Below are 16398 nucleotides of genomic sequence, written 5' to 3'. Positions count from 1 at the left end.
CTGCGGACACAGTTGACGAAACACTATGTTATAAGTTTATATTCACCGTTTTCTTCAATTATTTCTTTAACCTGCCAACCTTTAGAAGTTACAGCCCGGCTTACATTTTCTCTGGCAGCTTCGGTATCTACCAGAACTACCAGTTCCCCTTCCTTCAACTTTTCAATAGCTTCAAGGGTTAGTAAGACGGGTTGAGGACAAGAAAGCCCTCTTGCGTCTACAGTGTTCATATACACCCTCCTCTACTTTCTTCTCATAGTTAGACCAACAGTTACGCAAAAGACTAAACCAATGATAACCCCTGCCATACTGTGAGGAGCAATACCTTTAGGAGTAGCGGCCATGGCGAAATTATGGGCAAAAGCCGCCCCCACAAGCATGCCCAGGGCAAAGATAGCAGCGTCTGTATCTCCCTCACCTGAAAGGAAAAGCTGCCTGCCAGGACAGCCACCAGCTAAGGCAAAGGCCAGACCTGCCAGCATCATACCGGCAAAGTTCCAGAAGGCCTGGGTATGAGCGGCTGGCTGGCCAGGAAAGCCAGGATGAAACTGGCCTAAAATCAAGTTCACAACGAATGCCGTACATAGCAAAGCTAAAACACCATAAAAAAGATGCCCCTGCCTGAAAAGAATTAAATCCCTAAAAGCACCCATGGTACAAAATCGGCTCCTCTGGGCGATAATTCCTATTAAAAGACCTGCTCCTATAGAAATAAATACAGGGGCAAACATGGTTCCAGGGCCTTTGATGCTATAAAAGAGCACCCCGCTTTTAGGTTCACCGGGAATAGGTGGAAAAACGAGCCTTAAAAGCAGAAGAGCAGCCATAGCCACAGGAAACACCAAACCAGCCCCCCAGCCCAAACGCTGAGTTCGTCCCAGGTCAAAACCCCGTTTAAAAAAGAACACCCCTATGGAAATTCCTGTGACTAGCCCTATAAGGCCAAAAATGGCGTTTAAGTCACCACCAGCAAGCCGTAAAAACATTCTCCATGGGCAACCAAGGAAAACAAGAGCACCTATTATAGCAAAAAAGCCGAGAAAAAATCTGATAATAGGGGCAGAGCCTCCCCGCGGCCTGAACTCTTTAAATATCATAGCCGCTAAAAAGGAACCCAAAACAAAAGAGGGGATTTCTGGACGCAGGTATTGAACTACAGCCGCACGATGAAGCCCAAGAGAGCCGGCAATGTCTCTTATAAAACAAGCCACACAAATACCCATGTTCCCGGGGTTCCCCAACTTTTGAAGAAGAGGTGCAAGGATGCCAATAATTACTCCCACTGAAACAATCCCTAAAGTAGTGGCAAAGATATTTCTTTTCATAACGCCCCCTTTGAAAACAAGCTCTAAAAATTATATTGACGAAAATGATATTAAAATTAGCCAATAATACAAATTGGAATTTCCCATAAATCTTGGCTTCTTCATAGAAGGAATCCATAACAACTAAATTAAAGAGGGACAGGCAAACCTGATAGTATTGCCAATTTTCTTTATGTTATTTAAATAGATTGAAAGAGAGGGATTTAATCGTGTTTGACCTTAAAAAACTTGAAGTTTTCGTCAAAGTAATTGAGACAGGGAGCTTTTCCAAAGCTGCCGAACTCTGCTATCTCACGCAACCCACGGTATCAGGCCACATCAAACAGCTAGAAGAATATTACGAAGTTCCCCTTATAGACCGCCATACCCGAGAGATAAAACCCACTCCTGCAGGGCTCCTTCTTCATAGATATGCCAAACACATTTTGCGTTTGTGGGAAGAGTTTGAAAGGGAAATACATTCCTACAAAGGCGGGCAAAAAGGGAAACTAAGAATTGGTGGAAGCACTATTCCCGGTCAATACATATTACCCTTTGTTCTCTACCGTTTTAACCAGAAATTTCCCAGGATTAAGATAAATCTTCAAATTGCAGACACTAAAGTCATAGCCGAAGGGGTGGTAAAGGGAGAGCTAGAGTTAGGTATAATCGGGGCTAAAGTAATGCCTCACCAACTACATTTTAAACCCATCTGTCAGGATGAAATAATCTTCGTTATCCATAAAGACTATCCGCACGAGGTAGCTCAAAAAAAACAAATTACTGTAGAAGAAATTCCAAGTATCCCGCTTATCACAAGAGAAAAAGGTTCTGGCACCTGGATTACCACTCAGAACATGCTTAAAAAGCTAGGCATTTCTCCCCAGCGCTTAAATATCGTAGCTGAGCTTGGCTCAACAGAAGCCGTGCGCCAGGCCGTTAAAGCTGGGCTGGGGGCTTCTTTTATTTCAGAAAGAGCTGTGCAAGAAGACCTTGAAAGAGGAGTTCTAAGAAAGATAAATATTGAAGACTTAGCTATCAAAAGACACTTTTACCTGATTTATCCCTCTAGAAAGACTTTAGCCCCACTTGCACAAATATTTATTGACTTTTTAAAAGAATTTCCCAATTCTATTTCACAGTTAGAAAATACTTGTTAGCTTGCTTCTTCCCTGGATTTTTCAGGTGGAGTCTTTTCAAAAATTTCCCATAGAGGGATTTTCAGATTTATAGTTTCTAACTCCAGCAATTCATCCCAATTTATAATTTCAGGAGCAGGATATTTGCCATTTTTCAGGCGATAAACTTCGGCATATTCACGGTCAGGATAAACAATTACATACTCTCTTACACCAAAGCTCTCATAAAGCTTTAGCTTTTCACGGCGGTCTTTTATCTCGGTGTAAGGAGAAATCACTTCAATAACCAGGTCAGGGGCACCAGCTACATGGGTTTCTTTTAATTTGCTCTGGTCACAGACCACAAAGACATCTGGCTGAACTACATTTCTTTCGTCAAAAACCACGTCTGTAGGCGCAATACCCGTGTAACATGGATTTTCGGGATGGGTTTTAAGTTTGATATGTAAGTTACTGACAATATTCTGGTGTTTAAGTGATGGAGCCGGGCTCATGTTATAAGCCCTACCGTCAATAATTTCCCAGCGTTCGTCATCAGGCCAGGAAAGATAATCCTGATAAGTAAAACCATCTTTTTTAGAAGCAGGATATGCCATAAGCACCTCCTTTTTTGACAATTATAGCACATTATGGCTTTAAGGCGTTCATTATTGATTGGCCTGTCCCTGAAATTCTGCTATAAAATTTTTCATGCTTGATAATAAAGACAAAAAAATAATAGCCGCCTTAAGTGAAGGCCTCCCCCTTACCTTAAGACCCTATCAGGCCTTAGCCGATGAACTTGGAATTTCTGAAGAAGAGCTCTTTTCACGAATTAAAAAACTCAAAGAAAAAGGAATCATAAGGCGCCTGGGAGGCACCATTCGGCATGACCAGGCTGGTATTAAAGGAAATGTAATGGTGGCCTGGATAGTGCCTCAAGAGCGCTTAAATGAAGTAGGCCAAAAATGTGCAGGCTTTCCTTTTATAACCCATTGTTACGTACGGGAAACCGCGCCTGATTGGCCTTATAACTTTTACACCATGATTCACGCCAAAAGCGAAGATGAATGCCTGAACCTGGTCAAAAAACTGACAGAAGAGCTTGCCCTTAAAGACTACGAACTTCTTTTTACCAAAAAAGAGATAGTGCGCCGCATGCGGCGTTATTTTTCTGAAGAAATTTAAAGGGGGTAAAAATGGCTGGTATATTGTCTCAAAAGTTTTTTGAAAAGGCCAAAGAGGTAATTCCTGGAGGGGTTAATTCTCCGGTTAGGGCCTGCAAGTCTGTAGGGGCAGACCCGGTGTTTTTCAGCGCTGGCACCGGGCCTTTCTTGATTGACGCTGACGGTAGGGAATATATAGACTATGTGGCTTCCTGGGGGCCACTTATTCTCGGGCACGCACACCCAGAAGTGGTCTCTGCAGTTCAAGCTGCGGCGGAAAACGGCACAAGCTTTGGGGCCCCCACCTGGGGAGAGGTAGAACTTGCCGAACTCATTTGCGAGATATTTCCCTCTATAGAAAAAGTAAGGCTGGTAAACTCTGGCACAGAGGCCACCATGAGCGCTGTGCGCCTGGCGCGCGGGGTTACCAACCGCAAAAAAATCGTAAAGTTTGATGGCTGCTACCACGGCCACGCTGATTCCTTCCTGGTAAAGGCTGGCTCAGGAGTTGCCACTTTGGGTATTCCTGGAAGCCCAGGCGTGCCAGAAGAGATTGTCCAAAACACCATTTCTCTGCCTTACAATGACCTTGACGCTGTAAAAGAAACCTTTGAAAAAATGGGCGAAGAAATTGCCTGTGTAATAGTTGAGCCCATTGCCGGCAATATGGGCGTTGTCCCGCCAGAACCAGGCTTTCTAGAAGGGTTAAGAGAACTTACCCAAAAATATGAGGCCTTGCTCATTTTTGACGAGGTTATAACCGGTTTCAGGGTAAGCCTGGCGGGAGCCCAGGGACTTTACGGCGTAGAACCTGATCTTACCTGCCTAGGAAAAATTATTGGCGGGGGGCTTCCAGTAGGAGCTTACGGCGGTAAAGCTGAAATCATGGCTCACATTGCCCCTGAAGGTCCGGTTTACCAGGCAGGCACCCTTTCAGGGAACCCTATTGCCGTAGCCGCAGGCATTACTACGCTTAAGGTTCTTATGCGGCCTGGTGTTTACGAATACCTGGAAGCCCTTTCTCAGAGACTTGCTCAGGGTCTTGCTGAAGCAGCTAAAGAAGCCGGAGCCAAGGTTACTTTTAACCGCGTTGGCTCCATGATGACCTGCTTTTTCCGTGAAGGAAAAGTTAAAAACTTTGCTGACGCTGCAGGCTCTGACACTGAGCGTTACGGAAAATTCTGGCGGGAGATGCTTGCCCGTGGAGTGTATCTGGCACCTTCTCAGTTTGAAGCTGCTTTTGTATCGCTAGCTCATACTGAAGAAGAAATTGACCACACTATTGAAGCGGCAAGAGAAGCCTTTGCCATAGTAGCTTAAAATATCCAGAATTTTTGCCAAAATTTAGTTTATATTGTATTTCTATAAAAAAGTGTGGGAACTTTAAGATGAAGAGATTTTTTATTTTCTTCTTATTTTTATTCTTTCTTAATGGAGTCGCTTCCGCTGAGGACGGGTTCAAAGTAACCAATGAAATGATCTATAAAAAATTATTGGACATTGAAAAAAGACAAGCCGTTTTGGAAGCAGAATTTAAAGAGTTTAAAAAATCTACCAATAAACGTTTTTGAAGATTTTAATAAACGTTTTGAAGACATTAACAAACGCTTTGAAGACATTAATAGACGTTTTGATGACATTAACAAGCGTATAGATGAGTTATGTGCTGATATGAACGCCAGGTTTGAACAGATAATGACTTTTTTATGGATAATTACTGCCATATTTACTACTATTACGGTAGCGGTAATAGGTTTTGCCTATTGGGATAGAAGAACTATTATTAGAAAAGCGAGAGAAGAAACCTTAGAATACCTTGAAAGAGAGGGAAAGCTAAAAACTCTTATTGAAGTATTAAGGGAAAAGTCAAAAACTGACTCTGAGCTGACAGAAATATTAAGGCGCTTCAACTTACTTTAAAGGCCTTCCCGAACGGGAAGGCCTTTAAAATTTATTTTTTAAGCCAGGGCATCATGGCCCTGAGTTTGGCTCCAACTTCTTCAATCTGGTGTTCGGCCTCACGGCGTCTAAGGGCATTTAACACCGGGCGGTTAGCCTGGTTTTCAAGAATCCACTCTCTGGCAAAGCGGCCAGATTGAATCTCTTCTAGCACGCGCTTCATTTCTTTTTTGACATCTTCGGTGATAATCCGCGGGCCGCGGGTAAGGTCACCGTACTCCGCTGTATCACTGATGGAATAACGCATGTAAGATAAGCCGCCTTCGTAAATAAGGTCAACAATAAGTTTTAGCTCGTGTAAGCACTCAAAGTAGGCAATCTCTGGCTGGTAACCTGCCTCAACCAGAGTTTCAAAGCCGGCTTTAATAAGAGCCGTGACTCCGCCACAGAGCACGCACTGCTCACCGAAAAGGTCAGTCTCAGTCTCTTCACGAAAGGTAGTTTCAAGAACGCCAGCTCTGGCGCCGCCTATGCCTTTGGCGTAAGCCAGGGCCCTTTTAAAGGCCTTCCCAGTGGCATCCTGCTCAACTGCAATCAGGCAAGGGACCCCTGCACCCCTTTCGTATTCACGGCGCACCAGATGCCCCGGCCCTTTGGGAGCTACCATGGTCACATCAACATCCGCCGGGGGAACAATCTGGCCAAAATGAATGTTAAAACCGTGGGCAAACATAAGCATCTTGCCCGCCGTTAGATTAGGCTTAACGGCCTTCTCGTAAATTTCAGGCTGAACCTGATCAGGCACAAGCATCATGATGACATCTGCCTGGGCGCAGGCCTCAGCTGGCTCTAGAGGCTCAAAGCCATCGGCCTTGGCCTTCTCGTAGCTTGCCCCACCTTTGCGAAGCCCAACAATAACTTTCAAGCCACTATCACGCAGGTTTAGGGCGTGGGCATGCCCCTGGCTACCATAACCCAGGATACAAATAGTTTGATTTTCAAGATAAGAAAGATCAGCATCCTGATCGTAATAAATTTTCATGTCCGGCCTCCTTAAGCTTACTGATTTAGCAGTTTAGATAACACAGATAAAAAAATCTGTCTTTAAATTTTTAGGGCTTTTCCAAACACCGGCTTATCTCTGTTAAAGTGGGCACACTGGCAAGGCCTCTCCGGGTAACGGAAATAGCCGCTAAACACATGGCAAACTCAAGGGCTACTTTGGGTTTTCCGCTAACATAAAGCATAGCAAAAAAGGCTGTAGCAAAAACATCTCCTGCCCCGGTAGTATCAACCACTTTGGGAACAAAAGGCGCTTTTGAAAAGTATTCTTCATTTTCAGTATAAAGCTTAGCTCCAGCTTTACCCATAGTAACTACGAGATTTTCGGTTTTTTTACGAATCAAAGGCAGAATATCCTGGCAGGCTTTAAGATCCTCTTCACTAACTACCAGCGCCTTGAAATAAGGCCAGAAGTGCACCTCCGGCCTTTTGGGTCTAACCTCTCCTGAAGGCAAAACTTCTCTAAACCACCCCTGAGGATTAGAGACCAAAAATTTCGTCTCAAACAGGCTGAGTTCAGCAGGATTAACTTCATCAATAATAGGGGCCACGTGTACGATTTCAGCCCGGCGCAACGCCCTAGGAACCTTTTTTAAAGGGATAGCTGGTGCCCTGGCATATACCTTTTGACGTCGCCCTGAAGGGGTTTCAATGTTTTCAAAAATAGTAGTTTCTCTGGCCTTAAAGTTATAGAACTTAAGTTCAGGAAAGATATGTTTTAAATCTTCTTCCGCCGAAGCGGTAACTATCCAGGTCTCAAAACCAAATCTTCTGGCTAAAAGCCCACCATAAAGAACTGCCCCGCCGTAAAGAAAATAACCAGGGTAAAGGTCACGGGTTAAATGTCCCAAAAGTAAATAACGCGCCATAAAGAAAATTATTAGAACCTATAATCACTTTGTCATCATTAATCTGTATTTTAAAATGACAAAATATTGTCTGGAGCCTACTTACTCGCGGCAAACGTATGACATCCTTTTTTGTCAGCGAGCGAAGCAGTCTCTGACATTGTAGAGTTGAGATGGCTTCGGCCTCTAACCAGGCCTCGCAAGTGACAAAGTGGGCCAGTCATTGTGAAGATACCCTCTCTCTGCTCGGAACAAGCGAAGCAGGCTTAGAAATAAAAAACTGTCATTAAAATATTTTGCAAAGGTCTTAATAAGTGAGCTTGCAGATAAAAAAGGCGGCGGCCACACCGACAAAGTCGGCAAAAAGAGCTGCCCAGACCGCATAACGAGGGTCTTTTATGCCTATGGCTCCAAAATAGACGGCCAAGACGTAAAAAGTCGTCTCAGTAGAGCCCTGGATAGTTGAAGCCAGATAGGCAGCAAAGCTATCAGGGGCTCGAGCCACAATCTCACTCATGAGGCCAAAGGCCCCAGAACCTGAAAGGGGACGAAGAATCGCCACTGGTAAAACCTCTGCCGGAAAACCCAAGGGACCAGTAATGGGTTTTAAAAGCTGGGCCAAATAATTAAAGGCCCCTGAAGATCTAAACATGGCAATAGCTACAAGAATCATCACCAGAAAAGGAATAATTCTTACCGCTACCTGAAAGCCTTCTTTGCCGCCCTCACAGGCCTTTTCATATACTGGGACTCCGCGCCAATAGCCAAAAAGGAGCAAGCCTAGCATTAAAACCGGCACAATCCAGAAGGAAATAATCTCCCGTAAAGTATCTGGTGTAGGAGACTGCCAGATACGATAAAATAGAAGCCCCAAAAAGGCCAACATGACAAAGAGCAAAAAATACTTCTCACCTTTGGGAATAAAAGCTAATTCCTTTGAAGAATGGTTTTTCTGGTCTTCTTCTTTTTCTTCAAGGTCAATTTTAGGAAGGGGCTCAGGGCCACTTACCCTGGCCAGAAGTTTAGCTGCTAATATGGCGGCTAAAGTTGAGCAACTTGTCGCAAAAATAGTAGGGAAAATAATAGAGGCAGGTTCAGATGCCCCGGCCGCTGCCCGCACGGCAATAACCCCTAGGGGAAGAAGGGTAACGTTTGAGGTATTGATAGCCAGGAATAGACACATAGCATGGGTGGCCCGTTCAGGATGGGGATTAAGCTTCTGGAGTTCCATCATGGCTTTTATACCCAGAGGAGTAGCGGCGTTCCCCAGGCCCAGCATATTAGCAGAGATATTCATCACCATGGCACTCATAGCCGGATGAGTAGGCGGGACATTCGGAAAAAGCTTTACTAAAATACGCCTTATTTTGCGGGAAATAATTTCCAAAAGGCCAGCCTCTTCAGCCACTTTCATAATGCCAAGCCACAAAGTCATAGCTCCGATGAGGCCAATAGCAAGATTTACCGCCGTTTTAGCGGCATCAAAAGAAACTTTGGTAACGGCCTCCATAGATTGGTTATAAGCTGCCGCCAAAACAGCCAACAAAATGAGGTAGAACCAGATGCGATTCATTATGGCCATTTTACGCACGGGAAAAGACCCTTTCAGGAAGCTGATTTATAAGGCTTGCCAGGTAAGCTGCGCCAAAGCCATTGTCTATATTCACCACCGCTACTCCTGCCGCACAGGAATTTAGCATGGTAAGGAGAGGAGCAACCCCCTGAAAATTGGCCCCATACCCGGCACTGGTGGGCACAGCTATTATCGGCGTATCAACCAGCCCTGCCAGTAAACTGGGAAGAGCTCCTTCCATGCCAGCCACACAGATAATAACCCGGGCCCGGCGCAATTTGGGAAGCTCTGGCACCAGGCGGTGCACGCCAGCCACGCCTACATCAACGATAACTTCCACTTTGTTGCCAAAGGCCTCGGCACAAATGCGAGCCTCTTCAACTACTGGAAGATCAGCTGTACCACCACAGGCGATAAGAATAAAGCCCTTCGCTTCGGTTTTTTCTGGCAGGAAATAGATAAGCCTAGCTCTTGGTGAATAGGAAAGCCTGGGAAATTTTTGGAGTAATATTTCGGCCCTTGAAGGCTCTACCCTGGTAACAAGAAGAGGAAGTTTCTTTTCTAAAAATGACGCACAGATTTTTGTAAGTTCTTCTACGGTTTTACCAGGGCCGTAAATAACTTCAGGAAAATGTTTGCGAACCCCTCGGTGATGGTCAAGCCTTGCAAAACCTAGATCTTCAAAGGGAGCCAGGGCTAAGGCCTCTTCAGCTTCTTCAAGGCTGATTTTGCCCTTGGCAAAGTTTTCAAGAATTTTCCGGAGTTTATCTCTCATCAGGGAAGCATTTTGTAAAAAAGATTTTTCAGGTAATCAAGCTGGCGCTGATACTGAGCATCAAGTTGCCCTTTAACCTTTCCCCACTCTTCCTGAAACTGCGGAAGCATTTCTGGCTCAATCTTAACAGCCTGGCCATACTGCTGTTTAAGGGCCTCTTCAATCTCTCCCATCTGACTCTGGAATTGCATTTTAAATTGCTCAAACAATTGTTTCTGTTGCTGTAAATAAAGTGTAAGTAACTTTTTTATCTCTGCAGAAAGTTCTCTCACCTGAGGAAAATCAATAAAAATGGTTTCAAGCCCTTTTAGAGCCTTTTCTATTTCTTTTAAAGTCAACTCGTCTCGTGGAAAAACAATATTGCGCACCAGGGTATCAACCGCTGCGCGTAAAACAACAGGCTTGTCTTCTGAGGGAACTTCAGCTAGTGCTTTTAAAAGATTGAAGTCTTTTTCTTGTAAAAAACGAGCCGCCAGGCGGCGACCTTCTTTTTCAAGTTTTTCCTGGCGAAGTTCTTCCTTTGAAGCCTTGCCTATTTTTTCCGCCTTTTCAAGGGCTATTTCCAAGGCACTTTTTATTTCATCTCCCATAGGCCCTCCTTAAATTTTTAAGATTTATAAAACATAGTAATTCCGCTAAAAGCGTCAACAAGACGCCCGGACTAAAAAGAGACCTTTGTCAAATTCTAAAACATCAAATCAAGATCGCCACGGCGAACGTGTCGCCTTGCGAGAAGGATTGCTTCGCCACTTCGTGGCTCGCAATGACGGGGGTGGTGAATGGCTCGCAATGACGGGGATGGTGAATGGCTCGCAATGACGGGTAAGAGAAAGGATCCGCAATGACATCTTACTATTGTTACCACGAGAAGCACTCCCACTTTATCACTGCGAAGAGCTTTTTTTCTTTTGTCACTGCGAGGAGCGCGTAGGCGCGACGAAGCAGCCTCAGGAAGTCTTAAGGAGAGATTAAGGAGTCAATTAAATACTTTTGCAAAGGCTCAAAAAGGATTACGGACCAAAAAGTATCCACTTATTTTTCGAAAAAAAATTTACTAGATTGATAAATAAGCTCTATTATGCTCATTGACAAAATAAAAAGGGGTATTATTTAACCTATAAACTATGAAAAAATTTTTCCTGAAAAAAGAGAAAAATTCGTTAACTTTAACAGAAACAGAAGATACGCCTTCTGATTATCTACTGGTCGGAGCTTTTTCAAATGAAATCCCTGATGAAACCCACCTCTTTTCCCCTTCTCTTAAAGTTAATGCCTCTCTAGGCTCCTTTGATAAAGGCTTTCTCGAAACGCTGGCTTTACTAGAAAAAAAGCGCTTTGAAGAAAATTGGGTCAAATCTTACACCGTAAATAAGAAAGGCAAAATTATAGTTTTTTCCAAAGATCCTGAAAAACTAACCCGTTTTGAGCATATATACGGTGGACTTTTAGACATTTTTACCATTTCTCTGGGAACACCTTCACTTATTCATCCTGTAGCCCAGGAAATAAAGATCTCTGAAGAGAAAGGAAAATACCTAGTTGAATTCATCAGGCGACTTCCCATTGACGAAGAAAAATGCGATTATTGCGGGGCTTGTGGGCCAGGTTGCCCGAAAGAGGCCTTACTTCCTGACCTTGAAATAGATTTCACCCGCTGTGACCTTTGCCTTGAATGCGTAAAAATCTGCCCTAAAGAGGCTATAGACTTTAACCGCTTTGAAAGCGTAGAACTTGAAGCACCCTATTTGCTCTTTTTAGAAGAAACCCCAATAGAACCCCCTCAAAATCAAGAAGGCATCTTTTTCTTTGAAAATTTTGACAAACTTCTAGCCCTTCAGGGTGAACACGAAATAGTTGAACTGGTCAAATTAATTCCCAAAAATTGTCAGCACATAAGTTATCTAAAGACAGGTTGTATCCTTTGCCTTGATGCCTGCCCAGAAGAAGCTATAAAAGAAATAGAAGACGGCATACAGATAGACCACTTCAAATGTATTGGCTGTGGAACCTGTATAAGCATTTGCCCTACGGGGGCTCTGGTTTTTTCTCCTTTTGAAGACCAGAGTTTTTTTGAATACTTTGCAGAACTCCCCATCAAAGATCAGAGAATTATTCTAGCTCAAGAAGAAGACCTTAGAAATTTCTGGTGGTTTCGTAACCAGGAAAAGTTCCCTCAAAACATTTTTATTGAATACGGAATACCTGGTGCCTTAAATAGCGCACATCTTTTATACCTCTGGGCCAGGGGAGCAAGTGAAGTATATTTGGTTGGCGAAAAAAACAAGGCCATTGATAAAGAATTAGCCCTGGCCAATGAACTTGCTTGTCATTTCAGCGGAGAAAAACCGTTTAGAATAATTTCACCTGAAGAATTCAAAAAAATTGACCTTAAAAGCCCTTCTAAAAATCCTGTGACTAGAATATTCTCTTTGCCCGAAGGAATAAAAAATAGGCGAGGGGTTTTCAAAGAACTCCTGGCTTTTTTCCTTTCTTTAGAAGAAAAAACTCCCATAGTTATAGAACATGCATATTTCGGTGAAATAAACTGTAAAGAGGGCTGTACACTTTGTGGAGCTTGTTTAAACGTATGCCGTATAGAGGCTCTGGCGGCAGATGAAGAAAACTTTGCCCTGCTGTTCACTCCTGTTGAGTGTATAGCTTGCGGCGCCTGTGTGGAAACCTGCCCTGAAAAAGTGCTCACCTTAACTAAAGGCTTACGTTTAGAAAAAAGTTTTCTTGAGGCCAAAACTCTTGCCCAGAGTGAACCCGCCCGCTGCCCTGAATGTGGCAAAGTTTTTGCCACGAAAAAGAGTGTGGAAAAAGTAAAAGAACTCTTAAAAGCCCAAGGACGTTTTAAAGAAATAGAAGAAATGCTTGACCTCTGTGAAGACTGCCGGGCTATAAAAATGCTTGAAAAAGGAGTTTAAATGACACTTTCAGAAATAGACCGCGCTCGTGTATTCATGTTTGATTTTTTGAAATCTCTGTTTTGGGAGGAACCCACTCCTGAAAAGAGAGAGACCTGGCTCAAAGTACTTGAAAAAATAGCCGGTCAAACTGACTTTGAACCACTAGACGAAGCGTTGTTAGATTTAAAAGAATTTCTAAGAGAAACTTCTCCCAAAGAGTTACAAGATGAATATTATGAACTCTTTGTGAACCCTGCCAGGGAAAAACCTCTGGTTCTAACGGCTTCTTATATTATAGATGGAAAAGCCATTGGCCCTACTTTAGCTAAATTACGTAAAATTTTAAACGAAATAGGAATAACAAGAACAGAAAACTTTAAAGAACCAGAAGATTCCCTGATTTTTTTACTTGATTTAATGACAACTTTAATTGAAAATTCTTCTACAAGTAATATATACCCAAAATGGTTAGAAACTATTTTTGAAGATTTTCTATTACCTTGTGCGGAAGGGGCGTATGAAAGACTCACTTCTGAAGAAAAAGCCTATTTTTATCAAAAATGTGCCAAGGTGTTGAAGTATTATTTAGAGCTCGAAAAGAGATTTCTAGTTGAAAAATAAATTTCTAAAATGAAGGTATGTTTTCCCCTCCTTTCGGAGGGGCAGAAGAGAGAATTTTTATACTTTTGATTGTGCCCTTTGTGGGCACGAAGGCTATTAAAAAGGTAAGGAGGTTTTTATGCCAAAAGTAGATGATGGTAAGCGTTCGTTTATCAAAAAAGTAATGGTTATGGCGGGAGCGGCCTTGGCTTTGGGGTCAAGTAAAACCCGGGCCCAAAAGGTCAAGAGCAGTTCTCAAAATGAAGTCCTTTATCGTGAAACCGAGGCTTTTCGTAAGTATTACGAAACTCTAAGAAGATAAAAAACTAGGAGGTGTTTTCATGGCGGCCAGAAAAATAATCTCCAGGAAGGCCCCGTCTGGAAGAAAGTTTACTTTAAACCCCAAGGTTGCCCGGCGTTCTTTTATGAAGATCGCCGCGGCAGTTACAGCTTTAACTGGCCTGGCTTTAAGTGGCCGTTTAACCAAAGAGGCTGAAGCCAAGGCCAAAAAATCGCCTTACAGCCAGTCCAAAATTGTCCGCACCATCTGCACTTACTGTTCCGTAGGCTGTGGGATTTACGCCGAAGTAGAAAACGACGTCTGGGTAAGGCAGGAAATCGCTCAGGATCATCCGGTTTCTCGTGGTGGCCATTGCTGTAAGGGAGCAGGTGCTATTGACATGGTTAATAGTGAAAAGCGTCTTAAGTACCCTCTGAAAAGGCAGAACGGACGCTGGGTTAAAATCTCCTGGGAACAGGCCATGGATGAGATTTGTAGCAAACTACTTGATATTCGTAAAAAATACGGCCCTGACGCTGTCCACTGGAATGGAAGTGCCAAAGTTTCCACTGAGATGGCCTATCTACAGCGCAAATTAGCCGCCTTCTGGGGCACCAACAACATAGATCACCAGGCCCGTATATGACACTCCACCACAGTGGCCGGGGTGGCCAACACGTGGGGATACGGGGCTATGACCAATCATTTTAATGACATTCGTCATTCCAAACTCCTTTTCTTTATAGGTTCAAATGCTGCTGAGGCCCATCCAGTGGCCATGCAGTATATACTTTACGCCAAAGAGGTAAACAACGCGCCGGTAATAGTGGTTGACCCTCGCTTTACCAAACTTGCCGCTAAAGCCACAGACTACGTGCGCATTCGCCCGGGAACAGATACGGCCTTTCTTATGGGGTTAATTAATCAATTAATTCAAAATGATTGGTACGATAAAGAATTTGTGCGCACCAGGGTGGCTGGTTTTGAAGAGCTCAAAAAAGAAGCCTCTCACTATACCCCTGAAGTGGTAGAAGACATTACCGGAGTGCCGGCTAAAGAAGTAGTACGCATTGCCAAGCTCCTGGCTGATAACCGTCCTGGAACGGTAATATGGTGTATGGGTATAACCCAGCATCACATTGGCAGTTCCAACACCCGTGCCTGCTGTATCCTCCAGTTAATGCTCGGTAACATGGGTAAATCTGGTGGCGGAACCAACATCTTCCGTGGCCACGATAACGTCCAGGGCGCTACAGATATGTGTGTACTATCCCACTCTCTTCCGGGATACTACGGCCTTTCTGATAAGGCCTGGAAACACTGGTGCAAAGTCTGGGGAGTAGATTACGAGTGGATAAAGTCCCGCTTTTACAACAAAAAATATATGAATAAACCTGGATTTACCTTAGCCCGCTGGTATCAAGGAGTAATTCAGGAAGATAAAATCACCCAATATACGCCTATAAAAGCCGTTGTTTTCTGGGGAATTTCTTCACAGTCAATCTCTCAGTATCACAAAGTCAAAAAGGCCTTTGAACAGCTTGACCTGGTAGTAGTAATAGACCCATTTTTTAATACTACGGCCGCTATGTGCGAAAAAGATAATGTTTATGTATTGCCTTCAACCTCACAGTATGAAACTGAAGGCTCTGTTACCAGCAGCTGCCGTCAGGCCCAGTGGCGCTACAAGGTAGTCAACCCCGTTTATGACAGCAAAACTGATTATGAAATCATGGAAGAATTCGTAAAGCGCTTTGGCTTTGCGGATAAATTCTATAAAAACATTAAGAAAATCCCTGAAGACATTACCCGTGAAATTGCCAACGGCTGTCTAACTATCGGGCTTTGTGGCTGGTTACCAGAACGCATCAAGAAGCATACCGACAACTGGCACACCTTTGACATTGACACCTTACAGGCCAAAGGTGGCCCCTGTGATGGTGAATACTACGGCTTACCCTGGCCCTGCTGGACGGAAGATCATCCTGGCACACCTATTCTTTACGATATCTCCAAACCAGTGGCCAAAGGTGGTCTCCCCTTCAGGGCCCGCTTTGGCACGGAGTACACCTATCCCGATGGCCGCAAAGAAAACCTCCTGGCCGCTGAGGGGGTAGCCAACCCCGGCAGTGAGATTATGGGTGGTTACCCTGAATTTCCAGGCTGGAAGACGGATAAAAACGTCATTAAAGAAGCCATCAAACGCGGCATGGCTCCTTTTGGAAATGCCAGAGCCCGTTGTTACTGCTGGAACTTCCCTGACCCCGTACCCAAGCACCGCGAACCGCTACACTCACCACGTCCAGACCTTATTAAAAAATACCCCACTTATCCGGATAAACCTGACCACTACCGGGTTTACACTCGTTACAAAAGTGAACAAAAGCCAGAACTGGCTAAGGAGTTTCCCATTGTGCTTATCACCGGTCGTGTGGTTGAACACATGGGTGGTGGAGACGAAACCAGAAGTAATAAGTATTTAGCTGAACTCATGCCTGAAGTTTATGCGGAAATCAATCCGCGTCTTGCCAATGACTATGGCCTGCGTGACGGAGAGATGGTCTGGATTGAATCTCCAGAGGGCGGACGCATAAAAATAAAGGTCAAGGTGACTGAGCGCGTTGATGACAAGACCATCTTTATCCCTTATAGTTTTTCCGGCATGTTTATGGGACGCTCCATGCTCAGCAATTATCCGCAGGGCTTTGAACCTTACGCTATTGGAGAGCCTGCCAACATAGTTACCAACTACGGCTATGACATAAAGACACAGATTCAGGGAACAAAAGAGTGCTTGTGTAGAATTAAGAAAGCCTAAAAGAAAAGGGGCAGGGTTTCCCTGCCCTTTTAACCTTTAAAAAGGA

The 16398-nt window shown here is 43.9% G+C and carries 16 protein-coding genes; 8 read left to right on the top strand and 8 right to left on the bottom strand.

Annotated elements, in window-relative coordinates; all coding sequences use genetic code 11:
* Window positions 1-23: 23 nt before the first annotated feature.
* Window positions 24-230 (bottom strand): sulfurtransferase TusA family protein, encoded by a 207-nt coding sequence (locus TH606_RS03320; protein ID WP_068541285.1) that lies wholly within the window; start codon window positions 228-230, stop codon window positions 24-26.
* 12 nt (window positions 231-242) lie between these two features.
* Window positions 243-1325 carry a YedE family putative selenium transporter gene (yedE, locus tag TH606_RS03315; RefSeq protein ID WP_068541284.1) on the bottom strand — a complete coding sequence of 361 codons (1083 nt, stop codon included), beginning with the start codon at window positions 1323-1325 and terminating at the stop codon, window positions 243-245.
* Between the two features lie 209 nt (window positions 1326-1534).
* Between yedE and TH606_RS03310 the strand changes: the two genes are divergently transcribed.
* Window positions 1535-2464 (top strand): selenium metabolism-associated LysR family transcriptional regulator, encoded by a 930-nt coding sequence (locus tag TH606_RS03310; RefSeq protein WP_068541283.1) that lies wholly within the window; start codon window positions 1535-1537, stop codon window positions 2462-2464.
* Here the strand turns inward: TH606_RS03310 and TH606_RS03305 are convergent.
* Window positions 2461-3039, bottom strand: a complete 579-nt coding sequence (locus TH606_RS03305; protein ID WP_068541282.1) for a Uma2 family endonuclease — start codon at window positions 3037-3039, stop codon at window positions 2461-2463. The genes TH606_RS03310 and TH606_RS03305 overlap by 4 nt on opposite strands.
* A 94-nt stretch (window positions 3040-3133) precedes the next feature.
* Between TH606_RS03305 and ahbB the strand changes: the two genes are divergently transcribed.
* From ahbB to TH606_RS11475, 3 genes are all read left to right on the top strand, one after another.
* Window positions 3134-3610 (top strand): siroheme decarboxylase subunit beta, encoded by a 477-nt coding sequence (gene ahbB, locus TH606_RS03300; protein WP_068541281.1) that lies wholly within the window; start codon window positions 3134-3136, stop codon window positions 3608-3610.
* 11 nt (window positions 3611-3621) lie between these two features.
* Window positions 3622-4908, top strand: coding sequence for a glutamate-1-semialdehyde 2,1-aminomutase (hemL, locus tag TH606_RS03295; protein WP_068541280.1), 1287 nt, complete (start codon window positions 3622-3624; stop codon window positions 4906-4908).
* A 180-nt stretch (window positions 4909-5088) separates the two neighbouring features.
* Entirely contained in the window at window positions 5089-5508 is a 420-nt protein-coding gene (locus tag TH606_RS11475) for a hypothetical protein (RefSeq protein WP_157627851.1), read from the top strand.
* A gap of 31 nt (window positions 5509-5539) precedes the next feature.
* Here the strand turns inward: TH606_RS11475 and ilvC are convergent, their stop codons facing one another.
* The 5 genes from ilvC to TH606_RS03260 all read right to left on the bottom strand — a co-directional run bounded on the left by ilvC (window position 5540) and on the right by TH606_RS03260 (window position 10335).
* Window positions 5540-6529 (bottom strand): ketol-acid reductoisomerase, encoded by a 990-nt coding sequence (ilvC, locus tag TH606_RS03280; protein ID WP_068541277.1) that lies wholly within the window; start codon window positions 6527-6529, stop codon window positions 5540-5542.
* Between the two features lie 70 nt (window positions 6530-6599).
* On the bottom strand, window positions 6600-7418 hold the full coding sequence (locus TH606_RS03275; RefSeq protein ID WP_068541276.1) for a PfkB family carbohydrate kinase: 819 nt from the start codon (window positions 7416-7418) through the stop codon (window positions 6600-6602).
* Window positions 7419-7704: 286 nt separating this feature from the next.
* Complete coding sequence (locus TH606_RS03270) at window positions 7705-8979, bottom strand: nucleoside recognition domain-containing protein (protein WP_068541275.1); 1275 nt, start codon at window positions 8977-8979, stop codon at window positions 7705-7707.
* 1 nt (window position 8980) lies between these two features.
* Window positions 8981-9748, bottom strand: a complete 768-nt coding sequence (gene larB / locus TH606_RS03265; RefSeq protein WP_157627850.1) for a nickel pincer cofactor biosynthesis protein LarB — start codon at window positions 9746-9748, stop codon at window positions 8981-8983.
* A complete protein-coding gene (locus TH606_RS03260; RefSeq protein WP_068541273.1) occupies window positions 9745-10335 on the bottom strand; it encodes a DUF6657 family protein in 591 nt (196 codons plus the stop codon). Before TH606_RS03260 ends, larB begins: the two co-directional genes overlap by 4 nt.
* 534 nt (window positions 10336-10869) lie before the next feature.
* Here TH606_RS03260 and TH606_RS03255 point away from each other — a divergent pair.
* The 4 genes from TH606_RS03255 to TH606_RS03235 all read left to right on the top strand — a co-directional run bounded on the left by TH606_RS03255 (window position 10870) and on the right by TH606_RS03235 (window position 16352).
* Entirely contained in the window at window positions 10870-12672 is a 1803-nt protein-coding gene (locus tag TH606_RS03255; protein ID WP_068541272.1) for a 4Fe-4S binding protein, read from the top strand.
* On the top strand, window positions 12673-13275 hold the full coding sequence (locus tag TH606_RS03250) for a TorD/DmsD family molecular chaperone (RefSeq protein ID WP_068541271.1): 603 nt from the start codon (window positions 12673-12675) through the stop codon (window positions 13273-13275).
* A gap of 118 nt (window positions 13276-13393) precedes the next feature.
* Window positions 13394-13576 carry a hypothetical protein gene (locus tag TH606_RS03245; protein ID WP_068541270.1) on the top strand — a complete coding sequence of 61 codons (183 nt, stop codon included), beginning with the start codon at window positions 13394-13396 and terminating at the stop codon, window positions 13574-13576.
* A gap of 19 nt (window positions 13577-13595) precedes the next feature.
* The gene (locus TH606_RS03235; protein ID WP_082863487.1) at window positions 13596-16352 is read left to right on the top strand and encodes a formate dehydrogenase subunit alpha; all 2757 of its coding nucleotides are present in this window, start codon (window positions 13596-13598) and stop codon (window positions 16350-16352) included.
* Window positions 16353-16398 lie beyond the last annotated feature (46 nt).

Origin of the sequence: Thermodesulfatator autotrophicus (assembly GCF_001642325.1) — a bacterium.
GTDB lineage: Bacteria > Desulfobacterota > Thermodesulfobacteria > Thermodesulfobacteriales > Thermodesulfatatoraceae > Thermodesulfatator > Thermodesulfatator autotrophicus.
Note: the sequence above shows the minus strand (reverse complement) of the source record. Positions and strands in the feature narration are given on the sequence as shown.